A 21,100-nucleotide genomic window follows, 5' to 3' on the forward strand; every position below is an offset into this window, starting at 1 on the left:
AGTTTCTTCAGTTGCCGGCTTCAGCGGCAATGGCTTCGTGGTGCCGGATGACTTCCCGAACGATGAAGTTCAGGAATTTCTCGGCAAAGTCAGGATCGAGATGAGCGTCGCTTGCGAGCTGACGCAGCCGTTCGATCTGAATCTTTTCCCGCGCCGGATCGGCCGGCGGCAGGTCGTTGGTGGCTTTCAGGACACCCACTTTCTGGGTGCACTTGAACCGTTCGGCGAGCATGTGGACGAGCGCCGCATCGATGTTGTCGATCGAGGAGCGCAGGGCCTTCAACTCGTTGAGCGCCTCGCTCTCACCCAGCCGGGTTTCCGCTTCGCTCATCGTTTTTTGCCCTTGCCCATGCCCGGCAGGCCGGGAAGTTTCGGTCCGCCAAGGCCCGGAAGACCCGGCATTCCCATGCCTGGAGGCAATCCGCCGCCGCCAAGACCTCCGGGCAGACCTTTCGGCAGCTCCATGCCACCCGGCAGCTGGCCGGACTTGGCCATTTCCTCAAGCTGCTTCGGATCGACATCCGGCATACCGCCGCCCATGCCGCCCATCAGCTTGCCGAGCATGCCTTTGCCCTTGCCCATCTTTTTCATCATGTCCGCCATCTGGCGGTGCATCTTCAAAAGCTTGTTGACGTCAGCCACCTGCACACCGGACCCGGCCGCGATCCGCTTCTTGCGGCTGGCTTTCAGCAGATCGGGCTTCTTGCGCTCGGTCGGCGTCATCGACTGGATTATGGCGACCTGGCGCTTGAACATCTTGTCGTCGATGTTGGCAGCCTCGATCTGCTTCTTCATCTTTCCGACACCCGGCAACATGCCCATCATGCCGGACATTCCGCCCAGCTTTTCCATCTGCTTCAGCTGCTCGGCCAGATCATCCAGGTCGAAGTGACCCTTCTGCATCTTCTTGGCCATCTTGGCGGCCTGTTCGGCGTCGATCGCCTCGGCGGCTTTCTCAACCAGCGAAACGATGTCGCCCATGCCGAGGATCCGGTCGGCGATCCGTTTCGGATGGAAATCTTCCAGCGCGTCGGATTTTTCACCGGTACCGATCAGCTTGACCGGCTTGCCGGTCACCGCCTGCATGGAAAGCGCCGCACCACCGCGGCCGTCACCGTCCATACGGGTCAGGGCAATACCGGTGATACCGACGCGTTCGTCAAAACTCTTGGCCAGATTGACCGCGTCCTGACCGGTCAGACTGTCGGCCACCAGCAGGATTTCATGGGGCTGAGCAGCGGATTTGACTTCCGCCATTTCCACCATCAGCGGCTCATCGATATGGATCCGGCCGGCGGTGTCCAGCATGACCACGTCATAGCCGCCGAGCTTGGCAGCAGACATCGCCCGCTTGGCAATCTCGACGGGCCCCTGGCCTTCAACGATCGGCAGCGTGTCAACGTCGTTCTGTTCGCCCAGGACCTTCAGCTGCTCCTGCGCCGCCGGACGGCGGGTATCGAGCGAGGCCATCAGCACCTTGCGCTTGTCGCGCTGGGTCATGCGGCGGGCGATCTTGGCGGTGGTGGTCGTTTTACCGGAACCCTGCAGACCGACCATCATGATCGCCACCGGTGCCGGAGCGTTCAGATCGATCGGCTGAGCTTCCTCGCCCAGCATTTCCACGAGCTGGTCATGGACGATCTTGACGACCATCTGGCCCGGCGTCACCGACTTGACGACTTCCGCGCCAACGGCGCGGTTGCGGACCTTGTCGGTAAAGGACCTTACGATCGGCAGGGCAACGTCGGCTTCGATCAGCGCGCGGCGGATTTCGCGCAGCGCTTCGTTGACGTCGTTCTCCGACAGCGCACCACGGCCGGTGAGCTTGTCGAAAATACCGCTTAGTCGATCTGACAGGCTTTCAAACATCAGGCGTCCTTGAACAGTCACGTTTCGGGAAAACTCCCGAACCATATGGGCAGCCTCCGCTCAAATCCAACCGAAAGGCCAAGGCCCAAAGCAGTTTGGCACCCGAGGGCGCATCGCGCTGTCGGGTGGTGACCTCCGGGCGCTCTTTATACCTTTGCGGGTCCCGGTCGGCGGATCAGATTGTCAGTCACTCATATGGAGTTCGCGGGGATATGCCTGAAAGACGCGATGGAGTCAAGGAAAGCAATACCCGCCGAATAGCGAAGCGCGGATCTTTGAAACAACTTTCCCTTTTTCGTCATCCCATGGCTTGACCATGGGATCCATGCCTTTGCCAGGGCTTGCGGGCAATACGCAGCATGGATTGCAGGGTCGAGCCCTGCAATGACGAAGAACGGAATAGGCCCGAGAGCTTTCACCCGTTGTGCGCTTTCGACGACGCGAACCAAACGAGACTGCCATTTCCCAGCGTTCTGAGTAGCGGCTCTCCGCTGGGCTTCGGCCAGGATGACAGTGTTATTTCGAGCATGCCTTCAGCGCTCTAATAAGCATCTTTCCAGCCTTTATGCTCAGGCCATCATGGCGTTTGTGCTGATTGCGATCGAAGTCAGGATGGCCGCGGTGAGCAGCACCGCGAACAGACCCATCAAAAGGCCAAGAATGACCACCAGACCGTCGCGTTCAACAATACCGACGCCGGCAATGAAGAGTGCCGTTGCCGGGAACCAGCCGCTTAGCGGCACGGGCAGAAACAGCGTGAAGGCGATCACGAAGAGTGCAAGTCCGAGCGGGCGTTCGTTCCTTGCGGCAAAAAGCCATTCATAGCGCTGCTCCAGCATACGTTCCAGCCGGCGCGTGACGGGGCGCATGCGCGCCAAAGTACGCCGTAGCTTCGTGTGATTGAGCGACAACCGCGCCAGCGGGCCAGGCAGTTTCACGTGCGGAAAACCGAGCACCATCTGGAACGTGGTGACCAGAACCGGCAATCCGGTGATAAGCGAGGAACCCGGCGGCAAAGGCAGCAGCGTCAGCAGGGAAAACAGGACAATTGCCCAGCCAAACGACGTCTCGCCCAGCGCGGACAACAGGTTGCCGAGCGTTAGTGTGCCGTCCCGATGCTGGTCGCGCGATGTCCGCAGGATCGGCAGCGACAGCGAAGGTCTTCGGCGTCTCTCGCCCTGCATTCAAGTCTTCCGTTTCAGCTTCAAAGTCGCGCAGGGTCTATCATTCCGACTGGAAGAAAGCCAACGCCAAATTTCGCGATGCGAAGCATATCACCGGCCGGCAGATCGATCTCGACCCGGGCGAATTTGTCCCGTCAGCTCCGCTTCGAGGTCTCGTAACGTGCCGAAACCTCATAATAGGTGTTGAAGCCGATCCGGTCCCGCAATTCCCTGAAATCCATCAGGTCGGGCGACCGGTCCTCATCCGATTTCAGCTGCTCCAGCGTTTTCACCATCGCCTTCATGGCACTTGCCATCAGGGTCAAAGGATAGGCAGCGATGGCGTAGCCGATGTCTTTCAACTCCTTGTGCGACAAGTCAGGTGTCTCGCCGCCTTCAACGATGTTGGCCATTTTCGGCCCCGGAAGTTCCCGGCAGATCTCCTGCATTTCGGCAACCGTTTTTGGGGCTTCGACGAACAGGATATCGGCACCGAGCTCCTTGAATTTTGCCGCCCTTTCAATGGCTTCGGTAAGACCTTGCTCATGGCGGGCATCGGTACGCGCCAAGATGAGAATATCAGCACCCGCCTCTCTGGCATCCACCGCCGCCCTGATCCGGTCAAAGGCCTCCTCGCGGCCGACCACAGCCTTGCCAGGCGTATGACCGCAGCGTTTGGGAGCGACCTGATCCTCGATCATCACCGCCGCGGCCCCTGCGCGCGCCAGACCACTGACGGTTCGCCGGACATTCATGGCATTGCCGTAGCCCGTATCGCCATCGGCAATCAGCGGAATGGCCAGCGTTTCGGTAATGTTGCGCGCCTGATCGAGCACTTCTGCATAGGACATCAGTCCCAGATCCGGCTGACCGATCCGGGAGGCCGACGCGGCAAAACCCGACATGAAGGTCAGCTCGAACCCGGCCTGTTCGATCAGTTTGGCGGACAGCGCGTCATAACAGCAGGGCATCACGTGAAGCTTGTCTTGCGCCAGCAGCGCGCGGAGCAGGTCAGCCGGAGACGGCATGATGTCAGAACCTCAGAGTTTGAAGGGGATATAGAGCGCCAGATCGGTCCAGACATAAAGGATCACGACCGACAGCAGCATCAGGAACAGGAACGGCAGAACCCCGCGTGACACTTCCGTCAGCTTCGCCTTGGCGACCGATTGGATGACATAGAGATTGAGCCCGACCGGCGGTGTGATCAGGGCGCATTCGACCATCACCACCATGTAGACACCGAACCAGATGGGATCGATGCCCAGGATGAGGGCCGCCGGCAGCAGCACCGGTGTCATGATCAGCACCATGGACAGGGCCTCGAACACAAGACCCATCACCAGGAGCACCAGCGACACGACCACAATGAAGGCAAGCGGCGAGTCGATCGTCTGGCTGATCAGGGTCGAGATGTCCTGCGGGATACGATAGAGCGTGATGGCCTTGCCGAAGACCTTGGCCCCGGCAACGATCAGCAGGATGGCGATCGTTGTCACCATGCTGTCGAAGATCGCCTCCTTGAACGACGCCCAGGTGAGACGCCCCATGGCGAGCGTGATCACCAGCGCACCGGTCAGGCCCAGCGCCGCCGCCTCGGTGGGCGTTGCCGCGCCCGTATAGATCACCCCGATGACATAAGCCGCCAGCAACACGGCCGGCAGTGCATAAAGCGAAGCCCAGAAGCGTTCTTCCCAGCTCGCGGCCGGTTCCGGCTGATAACCACCGAACCAGCGCGCGTAGATCATCGAAAACGCTATGAAGAGTGCAACAAGCATCAGGCCGGGTCCGATCCCGGCCAGAAACAGGTCGAGAACCGATTGTTCGGTGACGAAGCCATAAACGATCATCGGAATGGATGGCGGGATCAGGATACCCAGCGTTCCGCCAGCCGCCAGCAGGCCATAGACAAAATGCTTCTGATAGCCGCGGCTGATCATTTCCGGGATGGCTACGGTGCCGATCGTCGCCGCCGTCGCAACGGACGATCCGGAAATCGCGGCAAAGATGCCGCAGGACAGGATGGTCGCAACCGCCAGTCCTCCGGGCCAATGGCCGACCCAGGCGTGAACGGCTGCAAAAAGGTCACGCCCGACGCCCCCTTTCAGGAGAATGTTCGACATTAGCAGGAACAGCGGCACGGCCAGAAGAATGAAACCGTCCAGCGTCGACAGGATCGCCTGGGGTGCCATCAGCGGCGAAAATCCGCCGAAAATCAGCATGGCGAGGCCAAGACCGCCAAGCGCAAAAGCCACGGGCACCCGGATCAGGAGAAGGGCAAACAAGGCCGCAAGGATCAGAACCACGGTCATGAGGCAGCCCCTTCACCCGGACCGGCAGCCTCAGAACCTTTGCCCAACAAGGCCTTGCCCAGCTCGATCAGCGCCTGCAGGAACAGAAGAGCAAATCCGACGGGCACCGCCAGTTCGGACACCCATGTTGGCAGATCCAGCATGGACCCCGTTGTGCGGCCCCTTTCGAACGAATCAAAGAAAATGCCGTACCCCTTCCAGGCCACAACCGCACTGAACGCTGCAATCGCAGCCATGGAAACAATCTGGCAAACACGCCGAAGCGTCGGTCCAAGCCGTTCTGTCAACACATCCACGGCGATGTGCCGGTTGGCCGAAAGCAGCCAGGGCATGGCGATCAGCGTGCCCCAGATCAGGCAGAGCTGGGAGAGCTCCGCTGCCCAAATGGTCGGCGCAACAAACAGATAGCGCGCGGCGACCTCGTAACTGAGCATGCCGCCGGCCAGGCAAAACAACATCGCCGCGATCCAGCCCAGGGACTTGAGAAAAAATGAGAATGCATTCATGGGCACACCCGGAACCGGAACCGCTGCAAACGCAAACGTTTTTCGGGAAAAAACAGAAAGACAGCAGCCGAGCATCTCCCGGCCGCTGCCTGCATCATATTTGAGGGCGTCAGAGTTTCTGCGCCGCGTCCATCACCTGCTTGCCCAGGTCGCCAGTCTTTTCGACATAGGCGTCATAGACCGGCTGGCTGACCGCTTTCCAGGCGGAAAGTTCTTCCGCAGTCGGCTTGTAGACCGTCATGCCGTTTTCTTCCGCAGCCGCATAGGCATCGGCTTCGATCTGGGACATGCGATCCCTGACATCAGCTTCCGCTTTCAGGGCCGCGGCTTCGATAATGGCCTTGTGCGCATCGGACAGGCCGTTCCAGAAATCCGTGTTGACCACCACGATGAACTCGATATCAGCATTGTTCGTGACGGTAATGGTGTCCATCACATCCCAGAGCTTGCGCGATTTCACGCCGGAGACGCCGGTCATGCCGATATCGACCGTGCCGCGCTGATAGGCAAGATACTGCTCGGAGCCGGAAATCAGCGTCGGCGCACCGCCGGCAGCGGTCACGAAATCACCGAGCGTCTTGCCGAACACACGCACCTTCTTGCCTTTCATGTCCTCCGGCGTCTTCACCGGCGCACCGTTCGACAACATGATCGCGCCGCCATAAGCCTGCCACCACAGCACGGTCGACCCGGTGTCCTTGATGGCCTCATCGAGCGGGCCGCGCACAGGTGAGCCGGGCGCCACGGCTGCCCGAACCTTTTCTTCCGTATCGAACAGGAACGGCTGATAGAAGATGTCCACGGCCGGGACATCGCCCACATACCGTGTCAGAGAGGCAACGCCCATCTCGATCGAGCCGGAACCGACCGCCGCCGGCACTTCCTTGTCCTTGTAGAGCTGGGCGGAATCGTAGATCTCGACGGCGATCTCGCCATTTGAGTTTTTCTCCACCTCTTCCTTGAACAGCTGGAGGTTCTGACCGAGATGGCTGGTCAGCGGCAATTGCAGTGAAATGCGCAGGGTCGTGTCTGCGGCCAGTGCGGAACCTGCCGCCAGCCCGACGGCCAGGGCAGCGCCAAGCGCCCAGGAAAATACTTTCATGATGTCCTCCCTTAGAATGCGAGCAGTCTGGCAAACGGCAACCAGAGGGTCAACATAGATCACAGCTAGGGATATTTGATATTTTCTCAATCATGGTGCGTTCGAAGCCTCGCACCCGCCCCCCGCCACGGTCTCGATCCTTGCTTTTTGCACTGCACAGGCAGATAACAACAAGAGTTTCAGCTATCGCCTGCCGCCTTCCGGCAGTCCGTTTCGGACGATCGCCAGATGAATTTTCGTGCCATTGCGCTGCCAATCGGACGCCTGCTCATCCTGATCTCGCTGCTGATGATCCTGCCTGCCATTGCCGATATCTTTGCAAAAAATCCGGATTGGCAGATCTTCCTGATCTCCGCATTGGTTCTGTCCACCGCGGGCGTGCTGACGACCTTCGCCTTTCACGGCCACAGGCCACCAGGAAACTTTCGCGAAGCCATCATATTCGTAAACGCTGCCTGGTTCGTATTTTCCCTTGCAGGCGCAGTGCCGCTTTACGCCAGCGAACTGAATATCAGTTTCACCGACGCCTTTTTTGAAACGGCTTCCGGTCTGACCACGACAGGTTCAACGGTCCTGACCGGGCTTGACCAGATGCCTCCCGGTATCCTGTTGTGGCGCGCCTTGCTGCAATGGGTTGGCGGCATTGGCGTCATCGCGATCGGCGTTTGGCTCCTGCCGGGTCTGAGGGTTGGCGGCAGCCAGCTCTTTGCGCTGGAGACCTCCGAAACCACACACAAGCCCTATGGCCATGTCAGCCCCTTCCTCTTTAGGCTGCTCGGGCTTTATGGCGGCCTCAGCCTGGTCTGCGCTGCACTTTATCTTCTCTGCGGAATGACTTTGTTCGAGGCGATCATTCACGCCATGACCACGGTCTCGACCGGCGGATTTTCAACCTCGGATCAGTCCTTCGGCCAGTTTCCGGGGGTAACGGTCTATTGGGTGGCCATCCTGTTCATGCTCACCTCCAGCGTTCCCTTTCTTTATCTCATCCGCAGCATCGAGCGTCGCCGCGCGAGCTTTGACGTTCAAATTGTCCTGTTGCTCTCAATCGTTCTCGTGGCCGCCTTCAGCGTCTTCTACTTTGAACGTTACATCGTTCATGACACGCCGTTTCACATGTTCACGCTGGCGGTGTTCAACGTCGCCTCGGTGATTTCGACCACCGGTTACGCCGCCAACGATTATCTGCAATTCGGGCCGGCCGTGATCGCGATCTTCTTCATGCTGACCTTTTTCGGGGGCTGTGCCGGATCAACGTCCGGCGGCTTCAAGATGTTCCGCATCGCCATTCTGCACAGCCATTTCCGCGGACTCCTGAAACGCATGGTCCGTCCGCACCGGGTTGTCGAGACGACATACCAGGGTCGGGCCGTCTCCAATCCCATTCTGGAAGGCGTATTTGTGTTTGCGGTGGTCTATGCCGCCGCTTTTGCCGGCTTTTCGATGATCTACCTGGCGCTTGGTCTGGATCTCGAAACATCGTTGAGTGCCTCGATCACCGCGCTTGCCAATGTTGGCCCGGGTGTCGGCGACACGATTGGCCCCTCGGGCACGTTCCAGACCCTGCCCGATGCCGCCAAATGGGTGCTGGCGATCGAAATGATCCTCGGCCGGCTTGAAATTCTCGGCGGCATCCTGCTGCTGACGCCCGACTTCTGGTGCGACTGAGGCCATCACAAAAGAAAACCACCGCCGGCGTGACCTCCGACGGTGGTTCTCATGCTTCCGTTCACATCGGGCATTCGAGCCGCCGAGACGGCTCAAGGGGGGTACTGCCCGATGCCCGTTGTTACGGCTGAACGGTCGCAAACTCTTCCGGATCCAGGAGGTTGTCCTGGTTGGCATCGGCTGCCTTGAACAGATCTTCCGACATGGTCGGGACCGCGGCGGTGATCTCTTCAAAGCTCACGAAGCCGTCCTGGTCGCTGTCGACCGCCTGAAAGGACATGCCCTGGGCATATGCTGCGGAAGACGCGGCGAAGGCGCCGATAAGAAGAGCAGCCGTAAGACGTTTGGACATGATGTGACCTCCAATTGTTTGGGTCATTGCCGGACCGTTCCCACTTGAGCCGCCGCAATGCGGCGGATCGGCCCGTTGTTCCGTCGATCCGCCGGGCCCCTGCGACCCGCCGAACCGGAACGGCACGGACTGTGCAAAGCGATCGGGACCGTCAAAGGGCCGCTCTTGGGTTCCTTAAGGGCATTGTTGTGTCTGACTATTACGATCAGCCTCAGGTCGGTCAAATTCCTGTCATTTTTGACGATTTCAGGCAGTTCTGGGGCTGCTGAAATTTTTTCGTTTTTCTAACCAGTTGTAACTGTTGATAAAATTGGTTTACCAGCATTGCGCGTCTGCCAGGTTGCAAACGCCCCCGCCATTGCCCGCCTTGAATCAGCCCTCGCCGTCAGGCGCTCGGCTCCGACCCAGGATCAGTCTGAAGTGAACGGGTGCACAGCTCAGGTGTAATCGCGCGCGCCGAAAATTGCCGAACCAACCCGGACGTGGGTGGCTCCAAAACCGACGGCAACCGGATAGTCGGCCGACATGCCCATGGAGAGTTGAGCCAGTCCGTTGCGGTCAGCGATCTTTTCCAGGAGGGCAAAATGCTCACCTGGCGCCTCGTCCACCGGTGGAATGCACATCAGGCCGATGATGGTCAGGCCAATCTCGTCCCGGCATTGGCTGATGAAAGCATCGACTTCCCTGGGTGGAATGCCGGCTTTCTGAGGTTCTTCGCCGGTGTTGACCTGAATGAAACAGGGCAGTTGCCGGTCCTGCCTGTCCATCTCGCTCTTCAGGGCCCTGGCGATTTTGGGCCGGTCCACCGTGTGGATCACGTCAAAGGTCTGAACAGCCTCTTTTGCCTTGTTCGACTGCAACGGGCCAATCAGATGCAGTTCAATCTCGGCATAGTCACCCCGCAGTTCAGGCCACTTGCCCATTGCCTCCTGCACGCGGTTCTCACCAAAAACCTTCTGACCCGCATCAAGAACGGGCCGGATGTCATTTGCCTCGAATGTCTTGGAGACGGCGATCAAGGTAACGCTTCCCGCCTCGCGACCAAATTCGGCTTCCGCTGCCTGAATATCGGATTGAACGGCGGCAAGTCGGTTTGCAGCGGAGCTCATACATCTGTCCTTGGCTTGATCGGAATTCGGGCAAGAGTTACGCGATCTGGCAGCACAAGCAAAAGGAATTTTTCGGCTTGCTTCAGCACGACCCATATCGATCCGCAGACCCGCTGATGCCCGGCCGAAACAAGCACGTTCTCTCCACCGGTTTCTTGAATGTTGCCCTCCAGCGGGCTTTAGTGCAGCGCCCTGGCAACCATCGTCAGCATATCAACGCGGCACGACGCCGTCCGATCATCGTGTGATGTGGTCCATCACGTAAATTTTGTTTGAGATTATTCAATGTCTACGAAACTTCTAATAATCAAAAGGTCTAAACGAAATATATTATCTAACCTTTTTCAATTTTACTTATATGAACTAGCCCGTGTTTCTAAGTTTCCCGTTTCCGAGGCAGGAGATTTTGCTTTTGACCACAGTCTCATCGATGGTTATTTCGAGAAAATTTCTCATTTTCCATATTTTTCATGAAGAGAATCTCGCTGGTTTTGCCCTTGTAAGGCATGACCCTTTTGAAGAGTCAGTCATCGATATGGGACAGTTTTTTGTCCTCGGATGCCTCGCCCGCAAAGGCGTTGGAAAGACGGCTTTTCGTCTCTGCCTCGACCGGCACCACGGCGACTGGCAAATTCGGGTGCTGCCGGAAAACAAACAGGCACTCGGCTTTTGGCGATCCTGTATTTCGGAAAACAACCCGGAAGACATCACCGAATACGAATCTTCCTATCAGGGAAAAGCGATGAAGTACTTCAGGTTCAGCGTCAGGAAGTAGCCTCACAACACCAGTCCCGCCAAAATGAGACACGCGCTGTACAAGAAAGTCCGTTGATTCTGTCGCTGGCCGGTCAACTGGGTACTGCGTCTTTTTTCGAAAGTTCACCGGAGAAACTATCGAAACATTCACTTCTGTTCTGTAGCATCTGGAAATCGTCTTTTAAACGCGGCGCGGGTTCTGAAATGATTGGTAGAAATGCCATCGCGGGCATTCTGACTGCTCTCTGTCTTCTTCCCGGAACGACTGCCTCCGCCGACGACTTCGCGTTCGCGATCGGCGAATGGCCCCCGTTTATTTCCAAAGGCGCTCCGGACTATGGCCTTCATTCCAAACGTGTTTCAGACGTCTTTCAGGCGCAGGGGCACACGGTGCGATTTGAATTTCTGCCGTGGAGACGTTCCCTTGAGCTCACCAAGAACGGAAGTCTGCCCGCAACGTTTTCCTGGTCCTTCGTCAGGTCACGAACAGATGACTTCCTGTACCCGGACGTCCCGGTCGATCTGGTGGATGATGTCTATTTCTTCCGGAAAGACCGATTTCCCGGCGGCCTTGGCATCAAAAGTTTTGAAGACATTCGAGACCGGAAACTGACCGTGGTCGGCATCGCTGATTATTGGTACCAGGAGCCACTGCAAGACGCCGGTGTCTCTTTCCAGACGGTTGCGACGGAGGAAGAGGCCTGGACAATGCTTTTGTATGGCAGGGCCGATCTGTACATTGAGAACGATGTCGTTGGCCAGGTCCACAGCCGCAGCTTTCTGGGAGACAACGCCGCGTTGATTGGCATGTCCGAGCCGCTGCGCAGCGTCGAACTCTTTATACTGTTCAGCAAGATCCACCCTGACGGTGCCCGTATGGCCGAGATCTGGGACAAGGGTGCAGCCCTGCTTTCGCAATCAGACACCGGGCCTGCCGTTCGCTGAGCGTTGAGTGAAGCAGATTCCGTCTCCAAAACCGTCGGTTCTTGCCTTTCGACAGCTTTACGAATGCGGCATTGCGACATAAACAGGCTCTTGCAAGATCAATCGTCTCTCACATGTTGACCCCGGCCCCTATTTCTGGTGACAGTCCGGCAGTCAATCATTCAGAAAATCCGCCGGGTCCGGCGGCAAGAACAAACGGCACATTTGATGGCAACGGAACGGTATAACGCGCGCGAAGTGGAAGCGCGCTGGCAGAAGATCTGGAACGACAAGGACGTCTTCGTCACTCATAATGACGACCCGCGCGACAAGTATTACGTCCTTGAAATGTTTCCCTATCCGTCCGGCCGCATTCACATGGGCCATGTGCGCAACTACGCCATGGGCGACGTCGTCGCCCGATACAAGCGTGCAAAGGGCTTCAATGTTCTGCACCCGATGGGCTGGGACGCCTTCGGCATGCCGGCGGAAAACGCGGCGATGCAGAACAAGGTCCATCCCAAGGACTGGACCTATGAGAACATCGCCACCATGCGCGACCAGCTCAAGATTATGGGCCTGTCGCTCGACTGGAGCCGGGAATTCGCCACCTGCGATGTCGGCTACTACACACAACAGCAGCGCCTGTTCCTGAAGTTCCTGGAAGCCGGCCTCGTCTACCGCAAGAACGCCAAGGTCAACTGGGACCCGGTCGACATGACGGTGCTTGCCAACGAGCAGGTCATCGACGGCCGGGGCTGGCGTTCCGGCGCGCTGGTCGAACAGCGCGAACTGACCCAGTGGTTCTTCAAGATCTCCGATTATTCGGAAGACCTGCTGGACGCGATCGACACGCTCGACCGCTGGCCGGACAAGGTCCGGCTGATGCAGAAAAACTGGATCGGCCGCTCTGAAGGTCTGCGCGTGCGTTTTGAGTTCACGGAGGCCGCTCCAACCGGTGACAAGACGCTGGAAATCTTTACCACGCGGCCGGACACGCTGTTCGGCGCGTCCTTCATGGGCCTGTCTCCGGATCATCCGATCTCGCTGAAGCTGGCGGAAGACAATCCGGAACTGAAGGCCTTCATCGAGGAATGCCGCCGGGTTGGTACCTCTGAAGAAGCCATTGAAAAGGCAGAGAAAAAGGGTATCGATACCGGTCTGCGCGTCAAGCATCCGCTCGACGCCTCGCTGGAGCTGCCGGTCTATGTCGCCAACTTCATCCTGATGGATTACGGCACCGGCGCTATCTTCGCCTGTCCGGCCCATGACCAGCGCGACCTGGATTTTGCCCGCAAATACGGCCTGGCCGTAAAGCCGGTCGTCCTGCCGAAGGACGCCGACGCGGCAACGTTTGAAGTCGGCACCGAGGCCTATACGGATGACGGCACGATCTTCAATTCCGATTTCATGGACGGCCTGTCCATTCCGGACGCCAAGGAGGCGATTGCCAAGAAGCTCGAAGGTCTTAGGGTTGACGGTGCGCCGCAGGGCGAGCGCCAGGTGAATTACCGCCTGCGCGACTGGGGCATCTCGCGCCAGCGCTATTGGGGCTGTCCGATCCCGGTGATCCACTGCGATACATGTGGCGTGGTGCCGGAGAAGGATGAAAACCTGCCGGTCCAGCTGCCGGACGACATCAATTTCGACAAGCCGGGCAACCCGCTCGACCGCCACCCGACCTGGCGCGACACGACCTGCCCGAATTGCGGCAAGCCGGCAAAACGCGAAACCGACACCATGGACACGTTCGTGGACAGTTCCTGGTATTTCGCGCGCTTCACCGCGCCGGACTGCGACCAGCCAACCGATCCGGACGCCGCCAATGGCTGGCTGCCGGTCGACCAGTATATCGGCGGCATCGAACACGCGATCCTGCACCTGCTCTATTCCCGCTTCTTCACGCGGGCGATGCAGAAGGTCGGTTCGCTGGATCTGAAAGAACCGTTCAAGGGCCTGTTCACACAGGGCATGGTCACGCACGAGACCTATCGTGTGGGCGAAGGCGCTGGTGCCCGATGGGTCGCTCCGGCCGATATCCGCATTGAGGACATTGACGGCAAGCGCCGCGCGACCTTGCTGGAAACCGGCGAAGACGTCGCTATCGGCTCGATCGAGAAGATGTCGAAGTCGAAAAGAAACACCGTCGACCCGACCGACATCATCGACACCTACGGCGCCGACACGGCCCGCTGGTTCATGCTGTCCGACAGCCCGCCTGAGCGCGACGTCATCTGGACCGAAGATGGTGTCCAGGGCGCCTGGCGCTTTGTGCAGCGTGTCTGGCGCCTGATCGGCGACATTGCCGAAAAGACCGAGCCGCGCGGTGGCCGGGCTCCGGAATGCGCTGGCAAGGCCTTGGATCTGCGCCGGGCCAGCCACAAGACCCTCGAAGCCGTGTCAAACGATCTGGAAGGCCTCGGCTTCAACCGGGCCGTTGCCCGGCTCTACGAGCTGGTCAACACGATCAGCAAGGTCTTCAACGAAGGTGTTAGCGATGACGTCACCGAATATGCCGTGCGCGAAGCGGCCGATTTCCTTGTTCAGATGATGGCACCCATGATGCCGCACCTGGCCGAGGAATGCTGGTCAGCCCTCGGCCACGACAACCTGATCTCCGAGGCGGATTGGCCGGTGGCGGATGCCGCATTGCTGGTCGAGGATTCCATCACCTATCCGATCCAGATCAACGGCAAGAAACGCGGCGAGCTCACCATTGCAAAAGAGGCTTCCAAAGAGGAGGTCGAAGCGGCTACGTTGGAGCTCGATTTCGTCAAGAAGGCGCTGAGCGGAAATCCGCCGAAAAAACTAATCGTGGTACCGCAAAGGATCGTGAATGTCGTTGTTTGACAACCTCTTCAAAACCGGTAGCAAGGCGCACCGGCGCCTTGCCCTTTGCGTCGGCGTTGTGGCCGCTCTGACCTTGAGCGGCTGCCAGGTCAAACCGCTCTACGGCACCAGTGCCGGCGATTTCGGGTCGACACCGTCTCCCGTCGCTACCGAAATGGCCGCCATCGACCTGGAATCGATCAACAGCCAGTATGCCAATGACGATGCCGCCCGGGTCCTCTACAACGAGCTGACCTACCGGTTTGAACGCGGCGCGGGATCACCTGCTAAAAAATACCGGCTTAAGGTACTGATGGATGTCAGCAGTGCGGAAGTTGGTGTTGAGCGGTTTGCTGACGTGCCGTCCGCCTTTACAACGACCATGAACAGCACCTTTGTTCTCAGCGACATCAATACCAATGAGACGCTGATGACCGGCCGGGCCTTCAAGTCCGCGTCCTATGACTTCTCCGACCAGCGTTTCGCCAACAAGCGCGCCTACCGGGATGCGCAGGAACGCGTGGCAAAATCCGTCGCCGAGGACATTGCTGCCCGCGTCGCCGGCTATTTCGCCAGCCAGTCCTGACCTCTGACAGGAGCCGATCGGCGTGACCGTTCTCAAAGCTGCGGAGATCGACCGGTTCATCGCCAATCCACCCGAGGCCGGCGGTGTTGTGCTTGTCTTCGGGCCGGACACGGGCCTGGTCTCGGAACGGGCAACCAAGCTGGTCTCGAAGGCCTCCGAAGGCGACAGCGACCCTTTCAATCTCATCAAGATCGACGCCTCGGAAATCAGCTCGGATCCGAATCGGTTGATCGACGAAGTCCTGACCGTCCCGCTCTTTGGCGGACGCCGGATCGTCTGGGTCAAGGATGCGTCCGGCAAGAACCTGACCCCGGCGGTCGACCCGGTTCTGAAACTGGACGACTGGCAGACACTGGTTGTTCTGGAAGCCGGCGATATCAAGAAGGGCGTTGGCCTTCGCAAGCTCATCGAAGGCCACAAATGCGCCATCGCACTGCCCTGCTACGCCGACAATGACCGGGGCATCGACCAGCTGATCGACGAGGAAACGAGGGAAGCCGGGCTTACGATTACACGCGAAGCCCGCGCGGCCCTGCACAGCCTTCTGGGCGGCGACCGCATGGCCAGCCGCGGCGAACTGAAAAAGCTCTGTCTTTACGCCCTCAACAAGGGTCGTATCGAGAGTGAGGACATCGAGGCCGTGATCGGCGACGCTTCAGCCTTCGAGATGTCCGAACTGATCGACGCGGCAGCGACCGGCGATCTCGCTACGCTCGATCATGGCCTGGAACGCTTGGCCGATGCCGGCTCCAAGGCTTCGGTGATCGCCAACCAGACCCTCAAGCATTTCCAGCATTTGCATCGGATGCGAATCGATGTGGATCTGGGCAAACCGGCCCAGGCCGTCATCGATGGCCAGCGTCCACCGATCTTCTTCACCCGAAAGCCGAAATTCTCTCTGCAGCTCCGGATCTGGGCGCTGAAGGACCTGGAACGGGCCATGCAGATCCTGAGCGAAGCCACGCGTGTATCCCGGCTTAACGACGCTCTCGGCGTACCGGTCCTGTCTGAAGCTCTGCTAACCCTCGGCCGTGTTGCCAGGGCGCGGAACCAGCGGCGCTAGGTTGCCTGAAGAGCGAATTTCCGTTCTGTTTCGCGGTGCCAACGACACCCACCAGTGTCATCCTGAAGAGCGCGCTTGGGCACGTCTCGAAGGATCGGCTACATCCACCTGACAAGCGGCCCATCCTTCGAGACAGTGCTACGCCCCTCCTCAGGACCACGCACCACATTGGGTGTTTGGGCTGTAGGGGAAACAAACAAAAGCCGGAGACCACATAGTAGCTCCGGCTCTTAAAACTCTTTTACGACAGCAAGTTACCGCGTTTCGACGCCCAGTTTCTTGCACAGCTCGTCCAGCTGTTCCAGCGAAGTGTACTTGATCTTCAGGTCGCCTGCCTCCTTGCCCGGCTTGTGCCCGACGGTCACCTTCAGGCCTAGGGAGTCGGTCAGGCGCTTTTCCAGAGACTTGGTGTCGGCATCTTTTTCGGCCTTGGCGACCGGGGGCTTTTCACCCTTCAGTTTCGCAAGTGCATCCGGATCCTGGGAGATCTTCTCAGCATCGCGAACGGTCAGCCCCTTCTCGACGATCAGCTCTGCAAGGGCAGCGGGATCGTCGACCGTGATCAAGGCCCTTGCATGTCCTGCCGTCAGCAGACCTTCTGCCAGGTAATCCTTAACCGAATTGGGCAGCTTCAGAAGCCGCATGGTGTTGGCGACATGGCTGCGGCTCTTGCCGATCACCTTGGCCAGTTCGCCCTGGCTGTAGCTGAATTCCGCTGTCAGCTGCTCATAGCCCATCGCCTCTTCGATCGGATTGAGATCCGCGCGCTGGACATTTTCAATGATGGCAAGCTCGAGAGCCTCCTGATCGGTGACGTCGCGAATGATAATCGGCGCTTCGTGCAGTCCTGCCCGTTGTGCGGCCCGCCAGCGGCGCTCACCAGCAATGATCTCGAAGCGATCCCGCTTGCCGGCTGCCGGACGCACCAGAATGGGCTGTACGATGCCCTTGGCTTTCAGGGACTCCGCCAGATCTGCCAGATCTTTCTCGGTGAAAGTCTTGCGCGGGTTGCGCGGGTTCGGCTCCAGGTGTTCGATCGGCACCTTGCGGCTGTCACGAACGATCTTTTCGGGTGGTGCGGCAGCCTCAGGTGCCGAATCTCCGATCAGAGCCGCCAGACCCCGTCCCAAACGTTTGTTCTTGACGTCCTTTTCCGCCATGCCGCACCTTTTTCTTTTTATATTTCAATAAGATAGACCGTGACAGAGAGTGGCCCAGCCGTCACGGTCGCAAAATGTCAGTTCGGATCCGAATCCAACGTCGTTGCTTAGGCCGCAACCTTGCGCAATTCCCGCTCACGCTGGATGATCTCGGATGCCAGCCGCAGGTAAGCCTGGCTGCCGGCACATTTCAGATCATAGAGCAGAGCCGGTTTGCCATAAGATGGCGCTTCCGAGATACGCACATTGCGCGGAATGATCGTGTCGTAGACCGCGTCGCCCATGGTCTCCCGAACATCGGCAACCACCTGGCTGGAGAGATTGTTGCGGCTGTCATACATGGTCAGGACGATGCCATGGATGCTGAGCTCGGCATTGAGTGCGTTCTTGACCTGCTCCACCGTGCTGAGCAGCTGGCTCAGACCTTCAAGCGCGAAGAACTCGCATTGCAGCGGTACAAGGATAGAATGCGACGCGGACAGCGCGTTGATGGTCAGAAGGTTCAGGGACGGCGGGCAATCGACCAGAACATAGGTGAAGCCGATTTCCTGGAACAGACGCGAATGCGTGAGCTGCTGGATCGCGTTGCGCAGCCGGAAGGCGCGATCGCTTGTCGACGCGATTTCCAGTTCCAGGCCCAGAAGGTCCATGGTGGAAGGCGCGACCCAGAGACGCTGCACGGCGGTTTCCCGAACAGCTTCGGCCAGGGAACAGTCGCCGCTCAGAATTTCATAGGTCGACAGACCACGGTCGCGATGTTCAATGCCAAGACCGGTAGACGCGTTGCCCTGCGGGTCGAGATCGATCACCAGCACCTTTTCGCCAATGGCGGCAAGCGCAGTGCCGAGATTGATGGCGGTCGTGGTTTTCCCCACCCCGCCTTTCTGGTTCGCCAGCGCGAGCACGCGCGGCGTTTCGGGAAGCATGCTCATTGCCACAAGACCTTCCTGGGCTACACCGGCCGGGCTGAAATGTCTGAAAGAAGAAGCATCCGGCTCATAGGATCAACAAGACTGGTCTTTTCTACCATGTCGAACTGCCAACGGGCAGAGGCTTCGTTAACTTCTCTCTGAAAATCCTGACCTTTGTGGAAAACGGCCTTTGCACCGGTCACTGTAAACGGCTCTGACAGCTGCAAAAGCAAGTCAAGCGAAGCCAGGGCCCGGGCGGAGACAGCATCCAACGGGCCATGGGACCACTCTTTCGCAACCGATTCGATCCGGCCCGGATGCACAGTTCCCTTCGAACCGGTTTCCCGCAAGGCTGTCCTCAGGAAGGCGACTTTGCGCTGATTGCTTTCAATCATGTGGACATGCGCATCCGGCGTTTCAGCCAGTAGGATGGCGGTGACTATACCCGGAAACCCGCCCCCGCTGCCGATATCCACCTAGGTCCGGGCCTCTGGATAACTCCATTGGGTCTGCAGACTGTCCGCCACATGCCGGGTCCAGATGTCGGGGATTGTCGACGGCGCAATGAGGTTTTGTGCAGGTTGCCACTTCAAAACCAGGTCCACATAGATCTGCAGACGCTCCAACGTTTCACGTGAAACATCCCCATACTTATGCACAACCTGTCCAGAACTGTTCAACACAACGGGACGGCCCATCAGGCAGCGCCCCGCTGGCTCTGGCGTTTCAGATGCGACAGGATCAATGTCAGTGCCGCAGGAGTCATACCGTCCATGCGCGAGGCCTGGCCAAGGGTCGCCGGCCGTATATCGACAAGCTTCTGTTTGACCTCATTGGACAGACCGACAATCGCTTCGTAGTCGAAACCATCGGGGATCTGCAAGGCTTCGTCGCGCTTCAGAGCTTCGATATCTGCCTGCTGCCGGTCCAGATAGACCGCATAAAGCGCGTCGGTTGCCACCTGCTCCGCAATGGCCGGGTCAATGTCCTGCAACTCCGGCCAGACAGCCGTCAGCCCCTCATAGCTCACATTCGGATAGGACAGCAGATCGAAGGCCGAGCGGCGGACGCCATCCTGGTTGACCGGCAGACCCTTCTTCTGAGCTTCCGACGGTGTCACGGTCAGTGACTTCAGCAACTCCCGCGCCTCGGCGATCCTGGCCATCTTGTCTTCGAACGCCTGACGCCGTTCATCCGATACAAAACCCGCTTCGATACCGAGCGGCGTCAGTCTTTGATCGGCATTGTCTGCCCGCAGCGACAAACGGTATTCGGCGCGCGAGGTGAACATGCGATAGGGCTCGGTGATCCCGCGCGTGATCAGATCATCGATCATCACGCCGATATAGCCTTCCGATCGGTCGACGACAAAGGGCTCCTTACCGGCGGTCTTGAAAGCAGCATTCAGACCAGCGACCAGCCCCTGCGCGCCCGCTTCTTCATAACCCGTCGTGCCGTTGATCTGTCCGGCCAGATAAAGACCGTTACAACGCTTGGCTTCTAGCGTCGGTCGAAGTTCGCGCGGGTCCACATGGTCATATTCGATCGCATAGCCCGGTTGCAGCACTTCGACATCCTCCAGGCCCGGAATGGTCCTGAGGAAGGCGATCTGCGCATCTTCCGGAAGCGAGGTCGAAATGCCGTTCGGATAGACCGTGTGATCGTCCAGGCCTTCCGGCTCCAGAAAAATCTGGTGCCCGTCGCGATCGCCGAAACGAACGATCTTGTCTTCGATCGACGGACAATACCGCGGGCCGCGACCCTTGATCTCGCCGGAATACATCGCAGACCGGGAGAGATTGTCCCGAATGATCTGATGGGTCTCAGGCGTTGTCCGGGTAATGTGACACGGGATCTGCGGGGTCTCGATTTTCTCTGTCAGCGCCGAGAACGGGATCGGATCCTCATCGCCCGGCTGCTCATCCAGCCTGTCCCAGTGGATCGTCCGGCCATCCAGGCGTGCCGGCGTACCCGTCTTCAGCCGACCCAGCTCAAAACCGATCTCTTCCAGCGACTCCGACAGACCCATGGCCGGTGCTTCCCCCGAGCGGCCCGCCGGGATTTTCTGATCACCAATATGGATCAGGCCACGCAGAAAAGTGCCGCTTGTCAGGACGATCGACTTGCAGTGAACCATTCGTCCATCGGCAAGCTCGAGACCAGCAACAGCACGGGTATCTTCTGTCACTTCAAAACGGATCTTGTGGGCTTCCCCTTCCACGACCGAGAGACCGTCAATCGCGGCGATCTCACGCTGCATCGCTTCACGGTAGAGCTTGCGATCGGCCTGGGCCCGCGGACCACGAACGGCCGGCCCCTTGCGCCGGTTGAGCATACGGAACTGGATCCCGCCCTGATCAGCGACACGGCCCATCAGCCCGTCGAGCGCATCGATCTCGCGCACCAGATGCCCTTTCCCCAGGCCGCCAATGGCCGGGTTGCAGGACATCACCCCGATGGTTTCGAAGCGATGTGTCACAAGCGCCGTCCTGGCGCCTGCCCGCGCAGCGGCACTCGCGGCCTCGCAGCCCGCATGGCCACCGCCAATCACCACAACATCGAATGTCAGTTCCTGATCGTTCATAGTCTCTACCGTTCACAGAGCCCGAGGAGTCATTTACCTGGGGCCCGGCACCATCCGGATCGGTTGTTGAGGATCAATGTCCGGCGCAATCGCCAGACTAACACAGGCCGGTCTGACCGGCACTTGGTCGCAGGGACTTATAGTCCGAGAGCCCTTTTGGGTCAAAGCGGAATTCGAAGACGCATAGCCGACCCTCATCTCAAGCG

General features: G+C 58.9%; 18 protein-coding genes and 1 pseudogene. 6 read left to right on the forward strand and 13 right to left on the reverse strand.

What is annotated here, in order from left to right; translation table 11 throughout:
- Positions 1 to 7 precede the first annotated feature (7 nt).
- The 7 genes from ACO6TG_RS14820 to dctP form a co-directional block, all read right to left on the reverse strand.
- Complete coding sequence (locus ACO6TG_RS14820) at positions 8 to 331, reverse strand: chorismate mutase (RefSeq protein WP_094073057.1); 324 nt, start codon at positions 329 to 331, stop codon at positions 8 to 10.
- Positions 328 to 1,869 carry a signal recognition particle protein gene (gene ffh / locus ACO6TG_RS14825; RefSeq protein WP_422373911.1) on the reverse strand — a complete coding sequence of 514 codons (1,542 nt, stop codon included), beginning with the start codon at positions 1,867 to 1,869 and terminating at the stop codon, positions 328 to 330. Before ffh ends, ACO6TG_RS14820 begins: the two co-directional genes overlap by 4 nt.
- A gap of 569 nt (positions 1,870 to 2,438) precedes the next feature.
- Complete coding sequence (locus ACO6TG_RS14830) at positions 2,439 to 3,053, reverse strand: exopolysaccharide biosynthesis protein (RefSeq protein ID WP_422373912.1); 615 nt, start codon at positions 3,051 to 3,053, stop codon at positions 2,439 to 2,441.
- Between the two features lie 134 nt (positions 3,054 to 3,187).
- A complete protein-coding gene (locus ACO6TG_RS14835; protein ID WP_422373913.1) occupies positions 3,188 to 4,060 on the reverse strand; it encodes an isocitrate lyase/PEP mutase family protein in 873 nt (290 codons plus the stop codon).
- 12 nt (positions 4,061 to 4,072) lie between these two features.
- Positions 4,073 to 5,344 carry a TRAP transporter large permease gene (locus ACO6TG_RS14840; RefSeq protein ID WP_422373914.1) on the reverse strand — a complete coding sequence of 424 codons (1,272 nt, stop codon included), beginning with the start codon at positions 5,342 to 5,344 and terminating at the stop codon, positions 4,073 to 4,075.
- Positions 5,341 to 5,850, reverse strand: a complete 510-nt coding sequence (locus ACO6TG_RS14845; RefSeq protein ID WP_422373915.1) for a TRAP transporter small permease — start codon at positions 5,848 to 5,850, stop codon at positions 5,341 to 5,343. The genes ACO6TG_RS14840 and ACO6TG_RS14845 overlap by 4 nt, the downstream gene beginning before the upstream one ends.
- 109 nt (positions 5,851 to 5,959) lie before the next feature.
- Positions 5,960 to 6,952 (reverse strand): TRAP transporter substrate-binding protein DctP, encoded by a 993-nt coding sequence (gene dctP, locus ACO6TG_RS14850; protein WP_422373916.1) that lies wholly within the window; start codon positions 6,950 to 6,952, stop codon positions 5,960 to 5,962.
- A gap of 228 nt (positions 6,953 to 7,180) precedes the next feature.
- Between dctP and ACO6TG_RS14855 the strand changes: the two genes are divergently transcribed.
- On the forward strand, positions 7,181 to 8,620 hold the full coding sequence (locus tag ACO6TG_RS14855; protein ID WP_422373917.1) for a TrkH family potassium uptake protein: 1,440 nt from the start codon (positions 7,181 to 7,183) through the stop codon (positions 8,618 to 8,620).
- 121 nt (positions 8,621 to 8,741) lie between these two features.
- On the opposite strand, the gene ACO6TG_RS14860 is transcribed toward ACO6TG_RS14855, so the two are convergent.
- Positions 8,742 to 8,972, reverse strand: coding sequence for a hypothetical protein (locus ACO6TG_RS14860; RefSeq protein WP_157738997.1), 231 nt, complete (start codon positions 8,970 to 8,972; stop codon positions 8,742 to 8,744).
- A 437-nt stretch (positions 8,973 to 9,409) separates the two neighbouring features.
- The gene (locus ACO6TG_RS14865; RefSeq protein ID WP_422373918.1) at positions 9,410 to 10,081 is read right to left on the reverse strand and encodes a YggS family pyridoxal phosphate-dependent enzyme; all 672 of its coding nucleotides are present in this window, start codon (positions 10,079 to 10,081) and stop codon (positions 9,410 to 9,412) included.
- A gap of 412 nt (positions 10,082 to 10,493) precedes the next feature.
- On the opposite strand from ACO6TG_RS14865, the gene ACO6TG_RS14870 reads away from it, so the two are divergent.
- From ACO6TG_RS14870 to holA, 5 genes are all read left to right on the forward strand, one after another.
- Positions 10,494 to 10,856, forward strand: coding sequence for a GNAT family N-acetyltransferase (locus ACO6TG_RS14870; RefSeq protein WP_422373919.1), 363 nt, complete (start codon positions 10,494 to 10,496; stop codon positions 10,854 to 10,856).
- A 53-nt stretch (positions 10,857 to 10,909) separates the two neighbouring features.
- Entirely contained in the window at positions 10,910 to 11,782 is an 873-nt protein-coding gene (locus ACO6TG_RS14875; protein WP_422373920.1) for a substrate-binding periplasmic protein, read from the forward strand.
- Positions 11,783 to 11,989: 207 nt separating this feature from the next.
- Entirely contained in the window at positions 11,990 to 14,611 is a 2,622-nt protein-coding gene (gene leuS / locus ACO6TG_RS14880; protein ID WP_422373921.1) for a leucine--tRNA ligase, read from the forward strand.
- Positions 14,598 to 15,176, forward strand: a complete 579-nt coding sequence (locus ACO6TG_RS14885; protein ID WP_422373922.1) for a hypothetical protein — start codon at positions 14,598 to 14,600, stop codon at positions 15,174 to 15,176. The genes leuS and ACO6TG_RS14885 overlap by 14 nt, the downstream gene beginning before the upstream one ends.
- Positions 15,177 to 15,198: 22 nt before the next feature.
- The gene (gene holA, locus ACO6TG_RS14890; protein WP_422373923.1) at positions 15,199 to 16,239 is read left to right on the forward strand and encodes a DNA polymerase III subunit delta; all 1,041 of its coding nucleotides are present in this window, start codon (positions 15,199 to 15,201) and stop codon (positions 16,237 to 16,239) included.
- Positions 16,240 to 16,493: 254 nt separating this feature from the next.
- Here the strand turns inward: holA and ACO6TG_RS14895 are convergent, their stop codons facing one another.
- The 4 genes and pseudogenes from ACO6TG_RS14895 to mnmG all read right to left on the reverse strand — a co-directional run bounded on the left by ACO6TG_RS14895 (position 16,494) and on the right by mnmG (position 20,894).
- Positions 16,494 to 17,399, reverse strand: coding sequence for a ParB/RepB/Spo0J family partition protein (locus ACO6TG_RS14895; RefSeq protein WP_094073069.1), 906 nt, complete (start codon positions 17,397 to 17,399; stop codon positions 16,494 to 16,496).
- 107 nt (positions 17,400 to 17,506) lie between these two features.
- A complete protein-coding gene (locus ACO6TG_RS14900) occupies positions 17,507 to 18,331 on the reverse strand; it encodes a ParA family protein (RefSeq protein WP_094074877.1) in 825 nt (274 codons plus the stop codon).
- Between the two features lie 20 nt (positions 18,332 to 18,351).
- Positions 18,352 to 19,008 (reverse strand): annotated as a pseudogene (gene rsmG, locus ACO6TG_RS14905) (16S rRNA (guanine(527)-N(7))-methyltransferase RsmG).
- On the reverse strand, positions 19,008 to 20,894 hold the full coding sequence (gene mnmG, locus ACO6TG_RS14910) for a tRNA uridine-5-carboxymethylaminomethyl(34) synthesis enzyme MnmG (protein ID WP_422373924.1): 1,887 nt from the start codon (positions 20,892 to 20,894) through the stop codon (positions 19,008 to 19,010). Before mnmG ends, rsmG begins: the two are co-directional and overlap by 1 nt.
- Positions 20,895 to 21,100 lie beyond the last annotated feature (206 nt).

It is taken from the genome of Roseibium sp. (assembly GCF_965233565.1).
GTDB lineage: Bacteria > Pseudomonadota > Alphaproteobacteria > Rhizobiales > Stappiaceae > Roseibium.

What these genes read in the sequence shown, in the direction of transcription:
- ACO6TG_RS14900 (WP_094074877.1), bottom strand. Translation starts at nt 18,331, where the DNA reads ATGAGCATGCTTCCCGAAACGCCGCGCGTGCTCGCGCTGGCGAACCAG.
- ACO6TG_RS14840 (WP_422373914.1), bottom strand. Translation starts at nt 5,344, where the DNA reads ATGACCGTGGTTCTGATCCTTGCGGCCTTGTTTGCCCTTCTCCTGATC.
- mnmG (WP_422373924.1), bottom strand. Translation starts at nt 20,894, where the DNA reads ATGAACGATCAGGAACTGACATTCGATGTTGTGGTGATTGGCGGTGGC.
- ACO6TG_RS14895 (WP_094073069.1), bottom strand. Translation starts at nt 17,399, where the DNA reads ATGGCGGAAAAGGACGTCAAGAACAAACGTTTGGGACGGGGTCTGGCG.
- ACO6TG_RS14835 (WP_422373913.1), bottom strand. Translation starts at nt 4,060, where the DNA reads ATGCCGTCTCCGGCTGACCTGCTCCGCGCGCTGCTGGCGCAAGACAAG.
- ACO6TG_RS14820 (WP_094073057.1), bottom strand. Translation starts at nt 331, where the DNA reads ATGAGCGAAGCGGAAACCCGGCTGGGTGAGAGCGAGGCGCTCAACGAG.
- ffh (WP_422373911.1), bottom strand. Translation starts at nt 1,869, where the DNA reads ATGTTTGAAAGCCTGTCAGATCGACTAAGCGGTATTTTCGACAAGCTC.
- leuS (WP_422373921.1), top strand. Translation starts at nt 11,990, where the DNA reads ATGGCAACGGAACGGTATAACGCGCGCGAAGTGGAAGCGCGCTGGCAG.
- ACO6TG_RS14855 (WP_422373917.1), top strand. Translation starts at nt 7,181, where the DNA reads ATGAATTTTCGTGCCATTGCGCTGCCAATCGGACGCCTGCTCATCCTG.
- ACO6TG_RS14885 (WP_422373922.1), top strand. Translation starts at nt 14,598, where the DNA reads ATGTCGTTGTTTGACAACCTCTTCAAAACCGGTAGCAAGGCGCACCGG.
- dctP (WP_422373916.1), bottom strand. Translation starts at nt 6,952, where the DNA reads ATGAAAGTATTTTCCTGGGCGCTTGGCGCTGCCCTGGCCGTCGGGCTG.
- ACO6TG_RS14860 (WP_157738997.1), bottom strand. Translation starts at nt 8,972, where the DNA reads ATGTCCAAACGTCTTACGGCTGCTCTTCTTATCGGCGCCTTCGCCGCG.
- ACO6TG_RS14845 (WP_422373915.1), bottom strand. Translation starts at nt 5,850, where the DNA reads ATGAATGCATTCTCATTTTTTCTCAAGTCCCTGGGCTGGATCGCGGCG.
- ACO6TG_RS14830 (WP_422373912.1), bottom strand. Translation starts at nt 3,053, where the DNA reads ATGCAGGGCGAGAGACGCCGAAGACCTTCGCTGTCGCTGCCGATCCTG.
- ACO6TG_RS14865 (WP_422373918.1), bottom strand. Translation starts at nt 10,081, where the DNA reads ATGAGCTCCGCTGCAAACCGACTTGCCGCCGTTCAATCCGATATTCAG.